17 protein-coding genes and 2 tRNA genes are annotated in these 16,712 nt (G+C 70.1%); 9 read left to right on the top strand and 10 right to left on the bottom strand.

Going from position 1 to position 16,712, the window contains the following annotated elements; translation table 11 throughout:
• Window positions 1–5: 5 nt before the first annotated feature.
• The 7 genes from AB0E78_RS05410 to AB0E78_RS05380 form a co-directional block, all read right to left on the bottom strand.
• The gene (locus AB0E78_RS05410; RefSeq protein WP_361828682.1) at window positions 6–614 is read right to left on the bottom strand and encodes a response regulator transcription factor; all 609 of its coding nucleotides are present in this window, start codon (window positions 612–614) and stop codon (window positions 6–8) included.
• Window positions 611–1,912, bottom strand: coding sequence for a histidine kinase (locus AB0E78_RS05405; protein WP_361828681.1), 1,302 nt, complete (start codon window positions 1,910–1,912; stop codon window positions 611–613). The genes AB0E78_RS05410 and AB0E78_RS05405 overlap by 4 nt, the downstream gene beginning before the upstream one ends.
• 58 nt (window positions 1,913–1,970) lie before the next feature.
• A complete protein-coding gene (locus AB0E78_RS05400; protein WP_361828680.1) occupies window positions 1,971–2,765 on the bottom strand; it encodes an ABC transporter permease in 795 nt (264 codons plus the stop codon).
• Window positions 2,762–3,715, bottom strand: a complete 954-nt coding sequence (locus AB0E78_RS05395) for an ABC transporter ATP-binding protein (RefSeq protein WP_361828679.1) — start codon at window positions 3,713–3,715, stop codon at window positions 2,762–2,764. The genes AB0E78_RS05400 and AB0E78_RS05395 overlap by 4 nt, the downstream gene beginning before the upstream one ends.
• Window positions 3,716–3,848: 133 nt before the next feature.
• Window positions 3,849–3,924, bottom strand: a tRNA-Gly gene (locus AB0E78_RS05390).
• 79 nt (window positions 3,925–4,003) lie between these two features.
• Window positions 4,004–4,075 (bottom strand) — tRNA-Gly (locus AB0E78_RS05385).
• A gap of 124 nt (window positions 4,076–4,199) precedes the next feature.
• Entirely contained in the window at window positions 4,200–4,517 is a 318-nt protein-coding gene (locus AB0E78_RS05380; protein WP_344522189.1) for an Lsr2 family protein, read from the bottom strand.
• Between the two features lie 344 nt (window positions 4,518–4,861).
• Between AB0E78_RS05380 and purS the strand changes: the two genes are divergently transcribed.
• The 8 genes from purS to AB0E78_RS05340 all read left to right on the top strand — a co-directional run bounded on the left by purS (window position 4,862) and on the right by AB0E78_RS05340 (window position 11,914).
• Window positions 4,862–5,113 carry a phosphoribosylformylglycinamidine synthase subunit PurS gene (gene purS / locus AB0E78_RS05375; RefSeq protein WP_135332092.1) on the top strand — a complete coding sequence of 84 codons (252 nt, stop codon included), beginning with the start codon at window positions 4,862–4,864 and terminating at the stop codon, window positions 5,111–5,113.
• Window positions 5,110–5,790, top strand: coding sequence for a phosphoribosylformylglycinamidine synthase subunit PurQ (gene purQ, locus AB0E78_RS05370; RefSeq protein WP_361828676.1), 681 nt, complete (start codon window positions 5,110–5,112; stop codon window positions 5,788–5,790). Before purS ends, purQ begins: the two co-directional genes overlap by 4 nt.
• Window positions 5,790–8,039 (top strand): phosphoribosylformylglycinamidine synthase subunit PurL, encoded by a 2,250-nt coding sequence (gene purL / locus AB0E78_RS05365; protein WP_361828675.1) that lies wholly within the window; start codon window positions 5,790–5,792, stop codon window positions 8,037–8,039. Before purQ ends, purL begins: the two co-directional genes overlap by 1 nt.
• Before the next feature lie 126 nt (window positions 8,040–8,165).
• A complete protein-coding gene (locus AB0E78_RS05360; protein WP_361828673.1) occupies window positions 8,166–8,672 on the top strand; it encodes a helix-turn-helix domain-containing protein in 507 nt (168 codons plus the stop codon).
• A 24-nt stretch (window positions 8,673–8,696) separates the two neighbouring features.
• Window positions 8,697–9,536: a M23 family metallopeptidase gene (locus AB0E78_RS05355; protein ID WP_361828671.1), complete on the top strand. Its 840-nt coding sequence runs from the start codon at window positions 8,697–8,699 to the stop codon at window positions 9,534–9,536.
• A gap of 5 nt (window positions 9,537–9,541) precedes the next feature.
• Window positions 9,542–10,180, top strand: coding sequence for a TetR/AcrR family transcriptional regulator (locus AB0E78_RS05350; protein WP_361828669.1), 639 nt, complete (start codon window positions 9,542–9,544; stop codon window positions 10,178–10,180).
• Window positions 10,181–10,189: 9 nt separating this feature from the next.
• Window positions 10,190–10,981 (top strand): sterol carrier family protein, encoded by a 792-nt coding sequence (locus tag AB0E78_RS05345; protein ID WP_361828667.1) that lies wholly within the window; start codon window positions 10,190–10,192, stop codon window positions 10,979–10,981.
• A gap of 117 nt (window positions 10,982–11,098) precedes the next feature.
• Entirely contained in the window at window positions 11,099–11,914 is an 816-nt protein-coding gene (locus AB0E78_RS05340; RefSeq protein ID WP_361828665.1) for an META domain-containing protein, read from the top strand.
• Here AB0E78_RS05340 and AB0E78_RS05335 read toward each other — a convergent pair.
• The 3 genes from AB0E78_RS05335 to AB0E78_RS05325 all read right to left on the bottom strand — a co-directional run bounded on the left by AB0E78_RS05335 (window position 11,880) and on the right by AB0E78_RS05325 (window position 15,010).
• The gene (locus AB0E78_RS05335) at window positions 11,880–13,226 is read right to left on the bottom strand and encodes an LPXTG cell wall anchor domain-containing protein (protein WP_361828664.1); all 1,347 of its coding nucleotides are present in this window, start codon (window positions 13,224–13,226) and stop codon (window positions 11,880–11,882) included. The two genes, AB0E78_RS05340 and AB0E78_RS05335, sit on opposite strands and share 35 nt — an antisense overlap.
• A 198-nt stretch (window positions 13,227–13,424) precedes the next feature.
• On the bottom strand, window positions 13,425–14,831 hold the full coding sequence (locus tag AB0E78_RS05330; protein ID WP_361828662.1) for a sulfatase-like hydrolase/transferase: 1,407 nt from the start codon (window positions 14,829–14,831) through the stop codon (window positions 13,425–13,427).
• Between the two features lie 77 nt (window positions 14,832–14,908).
• Window positions 14,909–15,010 (bottom strand): putative leader peptide, encoded by a 102-nt coding sequence (locus tag AB0E78_RS05325; protein ID WP_361193438.1) that lies wholly within the window; start codon window positions 15,008–15,010, stop codon window positions 14,909–14,911.
• A 163-nt stretch (window positions 15,011–15,173) separates the two neighbouring features.
• Between AB0E78_RS05325 and purF the strand changes: the two genes are divergently transcribed.
• Window positions 15,174–16,700 carry an amidophosphoribosyltransferase gene (gene purF / locus AB0E78_RS05320; protein WP_361828661.1) on the top strand — a complete coding sequence of 509 codons (1,527 nt, stop codon included), beginning with the start codon at window positions 15,174–15,176 and terminating at the stop codon, window positions 16,698–16,700.
• The last annotated feature ends 12 nt before the right edge of the window (window positions 16,701–16,712 follow it).

Below are 16,712 nucleotides of genomic sequence, written 5' to 3'. Positions count from 1 at the left end.
CCCAACTATACCCAACCTCGCTCGCGTGCGAGACGCACCGCGGCATGCCGGTTCTCGGCCCCGATCTTGGTGGCGGCGGACGAGAGGTAGTTCCGGACCGTTCCCTGGGACAGCGAGGCCCGCTCGGCGATCTCCGCGACGGGCGCACCGTCGGCGGCGAGTTCGAGCACCTCGGCCTCGCGGACGGTCAGCGGGGAGTCCCCGGCGGAGATCGCGTCGGCGGCCAACTCCGGGTCCACATAGCGGTTACCGGCATGAACGGTGCGGATGATCTCGGCGAGGCGCTGCGCGCTCACGGTCTTCGGGACGAAGCCCCGTACCCCCACCGCGAGTGCCCGCTTGAGATGACCCGGTCTGCCATGACTCGTCACGATCATGGTGCGGCAGTCCGGGAGTTCATCGCGCAGAGATGTGGCCACCATCACACCGTCGGCGCCCGGCATCTCCAGGTCGAGCACGGCCACATCGGGCCGGTGCGCCCGCGCCATGGCGAGGGCCTCGGGTCCGGTGGCGGCCTCGGCGACCACGACGAGGTCGTCCTCCAGTGCGAGGAGCGCGGCGAGGGCGCCACGGATGAGGTGCTCGTCGTCGGCGAGCAGCACACGCAGGCTCATCGCGTGACCCTTTCGGCTTCTTCCTGGTGGTGACGGCCGTCCTGGGGGCGGTCCTTCGGGCGACCGGCATCCTGCCGGGGGCGGGCCAGCGGCACCTCCGCGACGAGGCGGAACCGTCCCTCGCCGGAGGTGAGGTCCAGCGTCCCGTCCACCGCGGCGAGCCGCTCCCTGAGCCCGGCGAGACCGGAACCCTTCCTGCCGTCCGGCGCGGCCTCGGGCACCCCGTCGTTCTCGACGGCCAGGGACGTACGTTCATCGGTGATCGTCAGGGTGATGTCGCACCGCCGCGCGTCCCCGTGCCGCAGCACATTGGTGGTCGCCTCGCGCACGACCCAGCCCAACGCGGACTGCACCGGGACGGAGAGCCCCGCGGACGGCCCGGTGACCCGGCAGTCGATCCCGGCCGCCTCCAGAACTCCCTGCGCACCGGCGAGTTCGACCGCGAGGTCGGCCTCCCGGTAGCCCCGCACCACTTCCCGCACCTCCCGCTGCGACTCCTGGGCGATCCGCTGCACCTCGACCATCTGGTCGACGGCTTCGGGCCGCCCCCGCTTGGCCAGCTGCACGGCGAGCTCGCTCTTCAGGGCGATGACCGCGAGGTTGCGCCCCATCACGTCGTGCAGGTCCCGCCCGAACCGCAGCCGCTCCTCGGCCACCGCGAGCCGCGCCTCGACCTCGCGGGCCCGGTCGGCCTCCCACATCACGGCGAGCGTCCAGGCGCCGCAGCGCGACGAGAGCAGGGAGACCAGCGTGCCGAGGGCGATCACCACAGCCGTGCCCACGAGCCGCCCGTCGTGCACGCCGATCGCGGCGAACGCCGCCAAGGTGGCGGCCGCGATCACGGCGAACCGGATGAAGAACGTACGGATCGGTACGGCGAAGGCCAGCGACTGTCCGTAGGGCATCACGGCGAACATCGTGGCGAGGGTGAGCGTCTCGGTCTCGACCCCGCGCACGGCCTGCAGGGCGACGACGAGGCCCAGCGTCGTGACCATCAGCGCGAGTGACACGGCGAGGTCGCGGCGCGGAGGCTGCGCGCGCTTCAGGAAGTGGTCGAGCGAGCGGCGCATCGTGCGGTTGACGTGGACGCACTGCAGGACGGCCGCCAGGAGCAGCGAGCAGCCGAGGGCCAGTGGGAGGGGCCCCTGCCGCACGGCCGCGAGCAGGGGCACCGAGCCCCAGCTGAGGAGGAAGATCCAGGGCATGGCGTGCCACATGGCCATGGACTGGAACTCGACCTTCTCGATCTTGCTCCGCTCGTGCCAGCCGCGCTTCAGCCCCTGGATTCGGCCGACCACGTCATGACCCCCTTCTCGAATTCTCGGCTTCCGCACTTCCGCGGCTTGTGCCACTTCCTCAGCGCCGCGGCTCCCAGCGGAACCACCGGCGTACAGCAAACACCGAGACCGCGGTCCAGGCCACCGCGGTGGCCAGGGCGGCCAGGGTGTCGGCGCCGGAGAGCTCGCCGGTCCAGCCGCCGCGCACCAGCGTGATCACCGGCGAGAGCGGAAGAAGCTCGCAGACCGAGGCCAGCTTGTCGGGCATGACCTCGAAGGGGATGAAGAGACCGGACCCGAACATCGAGCCGAACGCCAGCGGCATGGCCATGACCTGCGCGGACTCCACGGACCTGCTGAGGCTCGCGGTCACCGCGCCGAGGGCGCTGAACATCACCAGGCCGAGCAGCACGCCGATGACGGCGAGATGCGGCGCGCTCGGCGCCCCCGTGTCGAGCAGGACCGTACAGCCGATCGCCAGGACGACGGCCTGGACCACTCCGATGGCGACCGACGGCAGGGCGGCCCCGGCGAGGATCTCCGGGTCCCGCAGCTCACCGGTGCGCAGCCGCTTGAGGACCAGCTCCTCGCGGCGGGCGGCATAGACGGCGGTCAGTGCCGAGTAGACGGCGAAGAGCAGGGAGAAGCCGATGGCGCCGGGCACCACCACGGCTCCGACCGAGAGGCCGGCGCCCTTGAGGTCCATGCTGTCCGCGCCCTGGCGCAGGCTGAACGGCATCACGACCGGCACGAACAGGGCGGCGAACAGCGTGCCCTTGCTGCGCCCGAGCAGCGTCAGCTCGGCCCGCGCGAGCGCGGCCATCCGCCGGGCGGGAGTCGACACCGCTTGTGGGGTTGCCGTAAGGGCGCTCATGCCACCGTCTCCTTCTCCGCGGCGCCGGCCGCGCTCTCGGCGTCCCGCGCGATACGCAGGAACGCCTCCTCCAGCGATGCGGCCCGTACGTCGAGCCTGCCGAGCTCGACGTTCGCGTCCCGCGCCCACAGCAGCAGTCCCGTGGCCGCCCGCTGCAACTCGTGCGTACGCAGCCGGACCCGTCCGCCGACGATCTCGTGGTCGCTCACCCCGAGATCGTTGAGCGGCGGCAGGTCCCCGACGAAGTACCCGGCCGGGAGTTCGAAGGAGACCTGCGAGGGCTGCTCGGCCACCACGTCGGCGACCCGTCCTTCGGCCGCGATCCGGCCCTCGTGCAGGATCGCGAGCCGGTCGGCGAGGTTCTCGGCCTCTTCGAGGTAGTGCGTGGTGAGCAGCACGGTCGTGCCGTTGTCGCGCAGGGCCCGCACCAACTCCCAGGTCTCGCGGCGCCCTTCGGCGTCGAGTCCGGTCGTCGGTTCGTCGAGGAAGAGCACCTCGGGCTGCCCGATGAGGGCGGTGGCAAGGTCGAGCCGCCGCTTCTCGCCGCCGGAGAGCATCTTCACGCGTACGCCGGCCCGCTTGCCGAGGCCCACCATGTCCAGGGCTTCGGCGGCGGGACGGGCGCCGCTGGTGCAGGCGGCCCACATCCGGATGGTCTCGGCGACCGTCAGCTCGGAGGGGAAGCCGCCTTCCTGGAGCATCACACCGATCCGGTGGCGCACGGCGCCCCGCTCGGCGTACGGATCGTGCCCGAGCACCCGCACCCGCCCCCCGGCGGGTGCGGCGAGCCCTTCGAGGAGTTCGACGGTGGAGGTCTTGCCCGCCCCGTTGGTCCCGAGCAGCGCGAAGAGCTCACCTCGTCCGACGGAGAAGGAGACTCCCCGGACCGCCTCGAAACCGCCCCCGTACACGCGCCGCAGATCGGTCACGTCGATCACTTGGTCAGTCATGGGAAAAGCGTCCCCCGGCCGCGAGCGCCGGAGCAGTGCGCGCTGTCACCGGCTCGCATGACAAATGTCAGAAGGAGAGGGCGGGGTGACATACGAAGAAGGCCCCGGTCGCTATGACCGGGGCCTTCTTCGATGGAGCGAACGACGAGGTTCGAACTCGCGACCTCAACCTTGGCAAGGTTGCGCTCTACCAACTGAGCTACGTTCGCATTGCCTCCGACCAGCTCTCACTGATCGGCGCGAGCACCAGCCTACCGCACTCGAAAGAGTGGTCGGTAAGCCTTGCAGAGCGGGTGACAGGAATTGCACACTGCGCCTTCCCCCTGGAAGGGGGATGTTCTACTACTGAACTACACCCGCAAGACTCCGTGAGGTTCGGGCCTTTCGGCCTTGCCCCTCGGCGTGGTCCAAACTCTAGCCGACCGGCGGGGGTGCAGGTCAAGTCGGTTGCCGAGGGGCCCTCCTGGCGGGCCGTCCGCCCAGGTCAGTTGGCTGCCTCGAAGGCCTCGTAGACCTTCTTGGGGATGCGGCCGCGCGGCGGCACGTCCATCTGGTGCGAGCGGGCCCAGGCGCGGACGGCCGCGGGGTTCGCCGCCACCGTCGTGTGCTTGAAGGCCTTGCCGGACTTCGACTGCTTGCGGGCCGCGTCCAGGTACGGGGCAAGTGCCTTGCGCAGTTTCTTGGCATTGGTTTGATTGAGGTCGATCTCGTACGACTTGCCGTCAAGACCGAAGGCGATCGTCTCCGCCGCATCCCCGCCGTCGATGTCGTCAGAGAGAGTGACCACGACACGCTGCGCCACGAATATCGGTCCCTTCGTGCGGCTCTACCGCGTTGACGTGCGGTGATGCCGACTGTCCGGCTGTTATGGGCACTGTTATGTGCAAAGCATCGGCTAATGCCATTTCCTTTGTACAGTGCCCGGCAATGCATTGTGAAGCCCGACTAAATCCGCCCGCGTGTCCGGATGCAATGGCGATGCGTGATCTTTTCCTGGATTTTTCGCGAAGGTGCCCCGTTCGATACACGAGTATGAGTCGGAACGTGACCGTCATCACGTAGGTTTCTACGAATCTACGCGAGTAGAATTTTTGTGCGGGTAGTCTGAAGGGACCGCTCAGCCAGCACCACACACCGGGAGTGCCAGTGGCACGCGTCGTAGTCGACGTCATGCTCAAGCCGGAGATCCTCGACCCCCAGGGCCAGGCGGTGCAGCGTGCACTGCCGCGCCTCGGATTCAAGGGGATCGCCGACGTACGTCAGGGAAAGCGCTTCGAACTCGAGGTGGACGGGCCCGTCGATGACGCGGCCCTCGCCCGTATCCACGAGATGGCGGAAACCTTCCTCGCCAACACCGTGATCGAGGACTTCTTCGTAAAGGTGGAGGAAGAGAAGTGACTGCCCGAATCGGAGTCGTCACTTTCCCCGGAACCCTCGACGACCGCGACACCCAGCGTGCCGTCCGCGTCGCCGGCGCCGAAGCCGTGCCGCTCTGGCACCGCGACAAGGACCTGAAGCAGGTCGACGCCGTGGTCCTTCCCGGTGGATTCTCGTACGGCGACTATCTGCGGGCCGGGGCCATTTCGCGGTTCTCGCCCGTCATGGAGTCGGTCATCGAGCAGGCGAAGGCGGGCATGCCGGTGCTCGGCATCTGCAACGGCTTCCAGGTGCTCACCGAGTCGCACCTGCTGCCCGGCGCGATGCTGCGCAACAACCACCTGCACTTCATCTGCCGCGAGCAGAAGCTGCGGGTGGAGTCGGACCGAACCGCCTGGACCGCCGACTACACGGCGGGCCAGGAGATCCGGATCCCGCTCAAGAACATCGACGGCCAGTACACGGCCGACGAGCGGACCCTGGACATGCTGGAGGCCGAGGGCCGCGTCGCCTTCCGGTATCTGGAGGGCAACCCCAACGGCTCGCTCCGTGACATCGCCGGCATCACCAACGAGGCGGGCAATGTCGTCGGCCTCATGCCGCACCCCGAGCACGCCGTGGAGCCGCTGGTCGGGACCGGCCGCACCGACGGCCTCGGATTCTTCACCTCGATCCTGAAGAAGCTGGTCAACGCCTGATGACTCTGGACACCGTCAAGCACGCGGCGGAGACGCCCGACGTCAAGCTGCCCTGGGCCGAACTGGGCCTGAAGGAAGACGAGTACGCGCGCGTACGCGAGATCCTGGGCCGCCGTCCGACCGGCGCCGAGCTCGCCATGTACTCCGTCATGTGGTCCGAGCACTGCTCGTACAAGAGCAGCAAGGTCCACCTGCGCCAGTTCGGCGAGAAGGCCCCCGAGAACGACGCCATGCTGGTCGGCATCGGCGAGAACGCCGGTGTCGTCGACGTCGGCAACGGCTACGCGGTCACCTTCAAGGTCGAGTCGCACAACCACCCGTCGTACGTCGAGCCCTACCAGGGCGCGGCCACCGGTGTCGGCGGCATCGTCCGCGACATCATCGCGATGGGCGCGCGCCCGGTCGCGGTCGTGGACCCGCTGCGGATGGGCGCCGCCGACCACCCCGACACGAAGCGTGTCCTTCCGGGTGTCGTCGCGGGCATCGGCGGCTACGGCAACTGCCTGGGCCTGCCGAACATCGGCGGCGAGCTCGTCTTCGACGCCTGCTACCAGGGCAACCCGCTGGTCAACGCCGGTGCCATCGGCGTCATGCGGCACGAGGACATCCACCTCGCCAAGGCTTCAGGCCCCGGCAACAAGGTCATCCTCTACGGGGCCCGCACCGGCGGTGACGGCATCGGCGGCGCCTCGATCCTGGCCTCCGAGACCTTCGACGACACGAAGCCGTCGAAGCGTCCGGCCGTGCAGGTCGGTGACCCCTTCCAGGAGAAGCTCCTCATCGAGTGCACCCTGGAGGCCTTCGCCGAGAAGCTGGTCGTCGGCATCCAGGACCTCGGCGCCGCGGGCCTCTCCTGCGCGACCTCGGAGCTGGCGTCGAACGGCTCCGGCGGCATGCGCGTCGAGCTGGACGACGTACCGCTGCGCGACTCCACGCTCACTCCCGAGGAAATCCTCATGAGTGAGTCGCAGGAGCGCATGTGCGCGGTTGTCGAGCCCGAGAAGGTCGAGCGCTTCCTCGCGATCTGCGAGAAGTGGGACGTCATCGCCACCGTCGTCGGTGAGGTGACGGACGGCGACCGGCTTGAGATCTTCTGGCACGGCGAGAAGATCGTCGACCTCGACCCGCGCACCGTCGCCCATGACGGCCCGGTCTACGAGCGCCCCTACGCCCGGCCGAAGTGGCAGGACGCCCTCCAGGCTGACGACGCCAACAAGCTTGCGCGTCCGGCGAGTTCGAAGGAACTGCGCGACCAGGTGCTCGCGGTCGTCGCGTCGCCGAACCAGGCCTCCAAGGCGTGGGTGACGGATCAGTACGACCGCTTCGTGCAGGGCAACACGGTGCTCGCGCAGCCCGAGGACTCCGGCATGGTCCGCATCGACGAGGAGACCGGCCTCGGTGTCGCCCTCGCGAATGACGGCAACGGCCGCTACTCGAAGCTCGACCCGTACGCGGGCGCGCAGCTGGCCCTGTCGGAGGCGTACCGCAACGTCGCCGCGACCGGGGCCCGCCCGCTCGCCGTCTCGGACTGCCTGAACTTCGGTTCGCCCGAGGACCCGGACGTGATGTGGCAGTTCGCCGAGACCACCCGTGGCCTCGCCGACGCCTGCCAGATCCTGGGCACCCCGGTGACCGGCGGCAACGTCTCGCTCTACAACCAGACGGGCGAGGCGGCGATCCACCCGACGCCCGTCGTCTCCGTCCTCGGTGTGATCGACGACGTCGCGCGGCGCACGCCGATGGCCTTCGCCGAAGAGGGCCAGCTGCTCTACCTGCTCGGTGACACCACCGAGGAGTTCGGCGGTTCGGCCTGGTCGCAGGTCGTCCACGACCACCTCGGCGGGCTTCCCCCGAAGGTGGACCTGGAGCGCGAGCGGCTGCTCGCCGAGATCCTCATCTCGGGCTCGCGCGACGGCATGATCGACGCGGCGCACGACCTCTCGGACGGTGGCCTCGCGCAGGCCGTCGCCGAGTCCTGCCTCCGCGGCGGGAAGGGCGCGCGCCTGGTCGTCCCGGACGGGCTCGACGCGTTCACCCTCCTGTTCAGCGAGTCGGCGGGGCGCGCGGTCGTGTCCGTCCCCCGCTCCGAGGAGCTGCGCTTCACCGACATGTGCGGGGCGCGCGGCCTGCCCGCGACGCGGATCGGTGTGGTCGACGGGGACGCGGTGGAGCTCCAGGGCGAGTTCACGCTGACGCTGGACGAGATCCGCGAGGCGCACGAGGGGACCCTGCCGGGGCTCTTCGCCTGATCGACTCCCTCCGACAGCCCCCGCCCGGACCTGGTCCGGGCGGGGGCTTCGTCGTTTCCGGGGCCGCAGCCGCCCCCTGAGGCTCGCAGCTTGCACGAGATTACGTAATTACGTAATCTCGCACTCATGGATCTGGAAGAGCGCGTCGCCGAGCTCGAACGGCGCATGGCGGAGCTGGAGAGCGCGGGCCCGGCCGCGCCCGCCGTGGGAGAGGGCGACTTCTGGGCCCTCGACGCGCTGAAGGCACGGCACCCGGTGTCCGACGACGCGGACGGCGCCGTCATGTTCACCGGCTCGGTGCGCGTGCCGACGGGACATCGCTACGAGTGGCAGTACGGGCTGCTCACCGAGACGGTGTTCGAGGGCGACTGGGCGGAGACGGCGGAGTCGTTCGCCGCGCTCGGCCATCCCGTGCGGCTGCGGCTGCTGCGGGAGATCCTCGGCGGTCTGCGCACCGCCGCCGATCTCGCCGCGCTCGACGACGTCGGCACGACGGGCCAGATCTACCACCACCTGCGCCAACTGACCGGCGCGGGCTGGCTGCACACCACGGAGCGCGGCCGGTACGAGGTGCCTGCCGGACGGGTGGTGCCGCTGCTCGTGGTGCTCACGGCCGCGCGCCCCGTGACCTGAACTGCTATGTACCAGGGGGAAGTCATGTCCGTAGACCGACGCAAGGCTGTCGCGCTCGTCCAGCATGGGCTGTGGGTGGTCTTCTTCGTCCAGGTCGCCGTCGGGTTCTTCGTGGACCTGCCCTACAACTACTGGCTGAGCTGGCTGCCCGCGCTCGGCGCGATCGCCATCAGCCTGGTCACCTCCCGCTCGGCCCGGCACGCGATAGCGGCGCGGCCCCCGGCCCCGGTCGAGGTCACGGCCCCGGTCGCCGGCCGCTGGTCCGCCATCAACAGCCCCGCCGACAAGGTGCCCAGCCATGGCACGCACCATCTCGGGCAGACCTACGCCATCGACATCGTGGCCGAGCCGGAGGAGGGGCCGAAGCGTCCCGTCCCGGTGTGGTTCTGGCCCATCGCTCACCGCAACCAGGCCTACCCCGCCTTCGGGGCGCCGCTGCACGCGGTGGCCGACGCCACCGTCGTGCACGCCGAGGACGGCCAGCGCGACCACCTCAGCCGCAGCTCCCTGGCCGGGGTCCTGTACTTCTGGCTGATCGAGGCCGTCGGCCGGACCATCGGCGGAACCCGCCGCGTCGTCGGCAACCACATCGTCCTCGACCTCGGTGAGGGGACGTACGCCATGTACGCGCACGTCCAGCGCGGGTCGCTCGCCGTCCGCGCGGGGGACAAGGTGGCGGAGGGGCAGACGCTCGCCCGCTGCGGCAACTCCGGCAACTCCACCGAACCCCATGTGCACTTCCAGCTCATGGACGGCCCCGACCTGGACACCGCGCGCGGTGTGCCGTTCCGCTGGCGGGGCATCGGGGTGCCCGCCAACGGTGAGACGTTCACGGTGCGGGAAGAGGCCACCCCGGTACCGTGACCTGCATGACTGAGGAGTTGGGGCTGCGCGCGCGCAAGAAGAAGCAGACCGCGTCGCGGATCTGGCGGGTCGCGGTGGACCTCTGCTCCGAGCGGGGCTTCGATCACGTCTCCGTGGCGGAGATCGCCGAGGCGGCCGAGGTGTCGAAGATGACCGTCTTCAACTACTTCGGGACCAAGGAAGGCGCGATCGTCAGCCCCATGGAGGAGCACGTCGGCGACCCGGCCCGCGCGGTGCGCGAGCGGCGGCCCGGCGAGTCCGCGGTCGCCGCGATGCGCGGGCAGTTCCTGGAGCAGATCGCCGGGCGCGACCCGTCGATCGGCCTCAGCGGCGACCCGCGCGCCCTCAAGGTGCGCCAGCTCATCAGTGAGACACCGACCCTCGCGCACCGCATGGTGATCTTCCACATGCGCAGCGTCCAGCTCCTCGCGGACGCCCTCGCCGAGGAGACGGGCGACATGCTCCTCGCGCGGGTCGCCGCCTCCCAGCTCATCGGCGCCCGGAACGCGCTCATCGTGGACAACCACCAGCGCACCCTCGTGGGCGATCCGCTCGACGAGATCGCCAAGGACTGCGCGGAGGCCACCGAGCGGGTCTTCGGCCAGGTGGAAAAGGGTCTCCAGGGGTACCCCGGGAAGAATTAGGCTCGGCCCATGCCTCCGGCCAAGAAGCGCACGCGTGCGTACGACCCCGCCAAGATCCGCACCGCCGTGCGCACCCAGTTCGGGAACGTACGAGAAGCCGTCCTCGCCCTGGAACCCGAGCAGCTCGCCCTGCCGACCCGGCTCGGCGACTGGACCGTCCGCGAGCTGGCCGCACACCTCACGATGGGCATCGGCGCCGTCACCCGATTCCTCGCCATGCCGGAGCCCGCGGCTCGCGAACTCGCCCTGCTCGACTGGCCGTTCGCGACCGCCTCGGCCGCGGCGCAGGTCGACGAGGCGTCGCGCGGGCTCGCCGCGCAGGACCTCGACGAGCTGTACGCGCGCACGCTCTCCGGCTTCGACGATGCGCTGCCCGAGGTCACCGCGGGCCGCCTCACGCCCACCCGGTTCGGCGCGATGACCCTCGACGACTTCCTGGTCACCCGCACCGTCGAACTCATCGTCCACACCGACGACCTGAACGACGCGGTGCCGGGGTTGGACATCCCGTACGACCGGCAGGCCCTGGCCGCCTGCACCCGGCTGCTCGCCGACGCCCTCGCGGTGAAGGCCCCGGGCGGCGCCGTCGAGGTCAGGATCCCGCCGTTCGCCGTGGTCCAGTGCGTGCAGGGCCCCCGGCACACCCGAGGCACCCCGCCGAACGTCGTCGAGACCGACCCGCTGACCTGGATCCGCCTCGCGACCGGGCGCACGGACTGGAAGACGGCGCTCGACGCGGCGAAGGCCAGTGCGAGCGGGGAACGGGCCGACCTGGCGGATCTGCTGCCGGTGATGAGCTAGCCGGTCGGTCTCGGCGGCCCCTTCTCGGCTGGCTCGGCGGCCCCGTCTCGGCCGGCTCGGAGGCCGTTTCGGCCAGGGGAAGGGAACCAGATCCGCCACTTCCTCCGTCACACCGCCATGCAGACGCAACGACTGACTCCGACCGTCATGGCCCTGGCCGCCGCGGGCATGCTCACCGCGTGCGGCACCGAGACCGGCTCGGGCAGCGGGTCCGTCGGGTCCCGACCGGCCATCACCGGCGTCCACTGGAGCGTCGAGAGCCTCACGGTGAACGGCAAGAAGCAGCAGGCCCCGGCCGACGCCCACGTCGAGATCAACGACAAGGGCAAGGCCGAGGGCAACTACGGATGCAACGGCTTCACGGCCGATGCGTCGGTGGACGGCGACACCGTCGGCTTCGAGAACGCCGTCTCGACCAAGCGGGCCTGCGCGAAGCGGGACGCGCAGGACTTCGAGAACACCTTCAAGCAGGCCCTCGGCAACGGCGACCTGAAGGCCGCGGTGGACGGCGACAAGCTGACGCTCACCACCGGCAAGGGAGACAGCGTGGCCCTCACCTCGGAACCGGACGCCCCGCTGACGGGCACCAAGTGGAACGTGAACGCCATCGGCGACGGCAAGGTATCGGCGTCCCTGCCGAAGGAGGTCGAGGGCAAGGCCCATCTGACCTTCGGCAAGGACGGCACGGTCCGCGGCAACCTCGGCTGCAACAACGTCACGGCCAAGGCCGAGGTGAAGGACGGGACCATCACCCTGGGCGCCCCGCGGAGCACCCGGATGATGTGCGAGGGAGCCGCGGGCGACACCGAGAAGAAGCTGCTCAAGCTGTTCGACGGCAAGGTGAGCTACGAACTGCGCCACGGCGGGCTGTCGCTCACCGCCGCCGACGGCACGGTCGTCAGCGCGAACGCCGCCGACCCGAAGGGGAAGTAGGGGCGACGTGGCGGGTGCGGGACTTCAGCAGGAACGCGCCGCCGAAGGCGAGCAGCAGGCCGCCGCCGACCGCGTAGGCGAGCGTGGTGTCCGAGTCGCCGCCGGTCTCGGCCAGTTCGGTGGAACCACCGGCGGGGCGTGCGGCGTTGGGGGCCTCAGAGCTCTCCTTGTCCTCGACGGGCGTCGCGTTGTCCTCGACGGGCGTCGCGGACTTCGCGGGCCCGGCCGCCTTGGAAGGCGCCGCCACCCCGTCCAGGCTCACCCGCACCGTCGCCGCGTCGGCCCCGGCCTTCACGACCTTGACCTCGACCTTCCGTGCCGCGTCCGTGAGCGTCGCGCCCGCCTTGAGGGCGTCCACGTCGGCCGGGGCGTCGCTGTCGTCCCCGTCGGCGTCCGGCGTCGGGTCGATGAACGCCGACTTCGCGTAGTCCGTGCCGGGCACCCGGTAGGCGTGCACGCCCTGGATCCCGCCGTCGACGGTGCCGGACTCGTGCCGCAGCTCCACGACCAGGCGGTCGTCGCCCAGCGGAATGTCGAGCGCACGGACCCCGCGGCCGCTCCCGTACAGCGGACGCAGGTCGTACGTGCCGGATGTGGCGACCTTCGCGACCTCGCCGCCCGTGAGCCACTTGTTGTGCAGCAGCTCGGGCGAGGTGAGGCCGGCCTCCCAACCGCCGCCGCCCATCGGGGTCTTGTGGCTGGTGCCGTCCTCCTCGCAGCCCTCGCCGAGGTCGCCGGCCGGGCAGCGCAGCCGCATGTGGTGGCTGTAGCCGAAGTTGTGGCCGAACTCGTGGACCAGGGCCGTCATCGACATCTTGCCGTCGGCGCCGACGGGCATCCAGGTGGTGCCGCCGCCGACGGTACCGAGCGCGAGCCAGTCGCAGCCCGCCTTCTCCGAGGGGAAGACGAGCGACAGGTGGTCGTAGCTGTCCTCGGGCACGCCCTTCGCGGCGAGCGCCTTCCGCGTCAGGTCGTTGATCTTGCCGGTGTCGCAGCCGGTGGCCGCGAGGTCGATGTCCACGGGTCCGGTGACGCCGTCGCCCTCGGCGGCCTTGAAGGTGGTCGCGCCTCCGGTGACCTCGTTGTAGTACGAGGTGAGGGAGCCGCTGCTGCCGAAGTAGTTGTCCTTCAGGGCCGTTTCGAGTGTTCCCGCGTCCGGGATCCGGCTGTCCGTGAAGTTCACCATGGCGACCTGTACGCGCCGCTCCGGCTCGTCGGCGGCGTGCGCGGGCGAGGCGGAAGCGGCGGTCAGGGCGGCGGCTGCGGCGGCCACGGCGGCCGGTACGAGGCAGAGGCGCGGGGACGGTTTCATGGGGGACCTTCCGGGTGGGGGTGCGCGCGGGCCTGATGATCAACTCGGTTGCGCGCCAGGCACGCTAGCGATCACTTCGGCCCGCGCGAACCCCTGGGGAAGGCCCTTAGGGCGCGCTTAAGGCTCTGTTCATGCAGCCGGACCCCACGGCCGGGTTCAGGCAGCCCACAGCCGGACCGGGTCCCCGCGAAGCCCAGGTCACGCGCCCGGGTACGGCAGCAGCCCCTTGTCCGTCTTCTCCCAGGCCGCCTTCAGATCGGCGAGCAGCTTCGGCTCGTCCGGCGCCCGGTCGGCCTGCTCGCGCTGATCCGCCGCGAGGTTGAAGAGCTGGTCCTTGCCGCCCTTGCCCCGGTAGTACTTCCACTGCCCGCGCCGCAGCGCCCGCTCCCCGCGCACCCGCCAGAACAGCTCCCGCTCGGCGAGCTCCTCGCCCTTGAGGAGGTAGGGGGCGAGGCTGGTCCCGTCCAGCTCGTACGCGGGGTTCGGCCTGGCACCGCCGATCTCCAGGAGCGTCGCCGTCCAGTCCGGGGTGAACACGGGCTCGTGGCTGACCTGCCCGCCGTCGAGGCGCGCGGGCCAGCGCACGATGGTCGGCACGCGGATGCCGCCCTCCTGGAGCGAGGCCTTGTTGCCCGACAGGGGCCAGTTGTACGAGAAGCGCTCACCGCCGTTGTCCGAGGCGAAGAAGACGAGGGTGTTCCGCTCCTGCCCGGACTTCTTCAGGGCCTTGAGGACCTCGCCGACCGACCGGTCCAGGTCCTGCACCATCTCCGTGTACTTCTCGACGGAGCCGCCGTCCTGGTGCCAGAGCGCACCCTTCTCGCCCGCCTCGATCCTCCGTACGATCTCGGCGCTCTCCTCCTTGTCGCCGTCCGCTATCCACGGCCAGTGCGGGGTGGTGAAGTTCAGGTTGAGCAGCCACGGCTTGTCGCCGTGGTCCCGCCGGACGTACTCGCTCGCCCGCTCGGTCAGGATGCGGGTGTAGTAGCGCAGGTCCTTGTACTCGGCGTCGCCCTCGTAGAGGTCGTACTCACCGCCGAGCCCGAGCTTGGAGTAGTACTCCAGGGCCCCGCCGAAGTTCCCGAAGAACTCGTCCCAGCCCGATCGGGTCGGCGAGTAGTCCGGCAGGTAGCCGCAGTGCCACTTGCCGATGAGGGCCGTCGCGTACCCCGCGTCCCGCAGCAGCGAGGCCAGCGTCGGATGTGTCGGTTCGAGGCCGACGGACTTGTCCGCGATCGGCTCCGCGAGCCCGCCCTTCGTACGCCCGGGAAAGCGCCCCGTGTAGAGGCTGAAGCGGGTCGGCGAGCAGGTCGCGGACCCGGAGTAGGCGTCGGTGAACCGCACGCCCTGGCGTGCGAGGCGGTCCAGGTTCGGGGTCTTGATGTGCGGCGACCCGTAGGAGGAGAGGTCCGCCCAGCCCAGGTCGTCGCCGAGGATGAAGAGGATGTTCGGCCGCTCGGCGCTTCGGCCCGGGGCGGCCCGAAAGGGCCGCTCCCGGGCCTCGGCGGCGGCGGGCAGACCCACCGCGGCGGCGGCACCGGCACCCACGGCACCGGTGAAGGCACGTCGGGACAGAGCGGACTTTTCGTACGAGGACGAGGGCATGGCGGCGCTCCTGAACGGGGCACGGCGCGGCAGCGGCCCGTACCCGGAGTCGGGAAGAAGGGAGACGGAGAGTGAGTTCAGGCAGCGCTGCGACAGATGGCGCTCGCGACACGGACCAGGTCGACGTGGCGGCGCTCCACAAGGGTGACCGACGGGTCACCGAGGGGTTGCAGGGGCATGGACCAGGAGCTTCACGGGACCCGGACGCCCCTGTCAACGCTCCCGCTCACCTGTTCACAAGGGCTTCGTACTCCACGTACGCATCGGCGCCGTCATCACGCTCCGTGCGGGGCCCGTATCCCCAATTCGGACCAGTGGTCGATCTCGCCTACACTCGATGTCGTGCCACGTGGTGACGGTCGACTCAATCATGATCTGCTCCCCGGCGAGAAAGGCCCCCAGGACGCTTGCGGCGTCTTCGGTGTCTGGGCTCCGGGTGAAGAGGTCGCCAAGCTCACTTACTTCGGGCTGTACGCCCTCCAGCATCGAGGCCAGGAGTCCGCGGGAATCGCGGTCAGCAACGGCTCCCAGATCCTTGTCTTCAAGGACATGGGGCTCGTCTCCCAGGTCTTTGACGAGACTTCCCTCAGCTCGCTCCAGGGTCATATCGCGGTCGGTCACGCCCGCTACTCGACCACCGGAGCCTCCGTCTGGGAGAACGCCCAGCCGACATTCCGTGCCACCGCGCACGGCTCCATCGCGCTCGGGCACAACGGAAACCTCGTCAACACGGCCCAGCTCGCCGAGCTGGTCGCCGCCCTGCCCAAGGAGAACGGCCGCGCGACCCAGGTCGCGGCGACCAACGACACCGACCTGGTGACGGCTCTCCTCGCGGGCCAGGTGGACGACGACGGCAAGCCCCTGACCATCGAGGAAGCGGCCACCAAGGTCCTCCCGGAGGTCCAGGGCGCCTTCTCCCTCGTCTTCATGAACGAGCACACGCTGTACGCGGCCCGCGACCCGCAGGGCATCCGCCCGCTGGTCCTCGGCCGCCTGGAGCGTGGCTGGGTCGTCGCCTCGGAGTCCGCCGCTCTCGACATCTGCGGCGCCAGCTTCGTCCGCGAGGTCGAACCCGGCGAGTTCATCGCGGTCGACGAGAACGGACTGCGAACGTCCCGATTCGCTGAAGCGAAGCCCAAGGGCTGTGTCTTCGAGTACGTCTATCTGGCGCGCCCCGACACGGACATCGCCGGCCGGAACGTCTACCTCTCGCGCGTCGAGATGGGCCGGAAACTCGCCGAGGAAGCTCCCGCCGAGGCCGACCTCGTCATAGCGACCCCGGAGTCCGGAACGCCCGCCGCGGTCGGTTACGCGGAAGCCTCCGGCATCCCCTTCGGTGTCGGCCTGGTGAAGAACGCCTATGTGGGCCGGACCTTCATCCAGCCCTCGCAGACGATCCGCCAGCTCGGCATCCGTCTCAAGCTGAACCCCCTCAAGGAAGTCATCAAGGGCAAGCGTCTGGTCGTCGTCGACGACTCGATCGTGCGCGGCAACACCCAGCGCGCCCTGGTCAAGATGCTCCGCGAGGCCGGGGCCGCCGAGATCCACATCCGGATCTCCTCCCCGCCCGTGAAGTGGCCCTGCTTCTTCGGCATCGACTTCGCGACCCGCGCGGAGCTCATCGCCAACGGCATGACGATCGACGAGATCGCCAAGTCCATGGGCGCCGACTCCCTCTCGTACATCTCCATCGACGGCATGATCGAGGCCACGACCATCGACAAGCCGAACCTGTGCCGCGCCTGCTTCGACGGCGTGTACCCGATGGACCTCCCCGACCCCGAGCTGCTCGGCAAGCAGCTCCTGGAGACGGAGCTGGCCGCCGGTCCGGCGTCCACGGCAGCGGCCGACGCGATCCGTCGCCCGTAAGCCACCCGTAGT

Source organism: Streptomyces sp. NPDC032198 (genome assembly GCF_040636975.1).
Classification (GTDB): domain Bacteria; phylum Actinomycetota; class Actinomycetes; order Streptomycetales; family Streptomycetaceae; genus Streptomyces.
The sequence above is the reverse complement of the archived record's forward strand: the minus strand, read 5'-3'. Positions and strand labels throughout refer to the sequence as shown.

What these genes read in the sequence shown, in the direction of transcription:
- AB0E78_RS05345 (WP_361828667.1), top strand. Translation starts at nt 10,190, where the DNA reads ATGCCTCCGGCCAAGAAGCGCACGCGTGCGTACGACCCCGCCAAGATC.
- AB0E78_RS05400 (WP_361828680.1), bottom strand. Translation starts at nt 2,765, where the DNA reads ATGAGCGCCCTTACGGCAACCCCACAAGCGGTGTCGACTCCCGCCCGG.
- AB0E78_RS05325 (WP_361193438.1), bottom strand. Translation starts at nt 15,010, where the DNA reads ATGCCCCTGCAACCCCTCGGTGACCCGTCGGTCACCCTTGTGGAGCGC.
- AB0E78_RS05355 (WP_361828671.1), top strand. Translation starts at nt 8,697, where the DNA reads ATGTCCGTAGACCGACGCAAGGCTGTCGCGCTCGTCCAGCATGGGCTG.
- AB0E78_RS05395 (WP_361828679.1), bottom strand. Translation starts at nt 3,715, where the DNA reads ATGACTGACCAAGTGATCGACGTGACCGATCTGCGGCGCGTGTACGGG.
- AB0E78_RS05350 (WP_361828669.1), top strand. Translation starts at nt 9,542, where the DNA reads ATGACTGAGGAGTTGGGGCTGCGCGCGCGCAAGAAGAAGCAGACCGCG.
- AB0E78_RS05410 (WP_361828682.1), bottom strand. Translation starts at nt 614, where the DNA reads ATGAGCCTGCGTGTGCTGCTCGCCGACGACGAGCACCTCATCCGTGGC.
- AB0E78_RS05335 (WP_361828664.1), bottom strand. Translation starts at nt 13,226, where the DNA reads ATGAAACCGTCCCCGCGCCTCTGCCTCGTACCGGCCGCCGTGGCCGCC.
- purL (WP_361828675.1), top strand. Translation starts at nt 5,790, where the DNA reads ATGACTCTGGACACCGTCAAGCACGCGGCGGAGACGCCCGACGTCAAG.
- AB0E78_RS05330 (WP_361828662.1), bottom strand. Translation starts at nt 14,831, where the DNA reads ATGCCCTCGTCCTCGTACGAAAAGTCCGCTCTGTCCCGACGTGCCTTC.
- AB0E78_RS05360 (WP_361828673.1), top strand. Translation starts at nt 8,166, where the DNA reads ATGGATCTGGAAGAGCGCGTCGCCGAGCTCGAACGGCGCATGGCGGAG.
- AB0E78_RS05340 (WP_361828665.1), top strand. Translation starts at nt 11,099, where the DNA reads ATGCAGACGCAACGACTGACTCCGACCGTCATGGCCCTGGCCGCCGCG.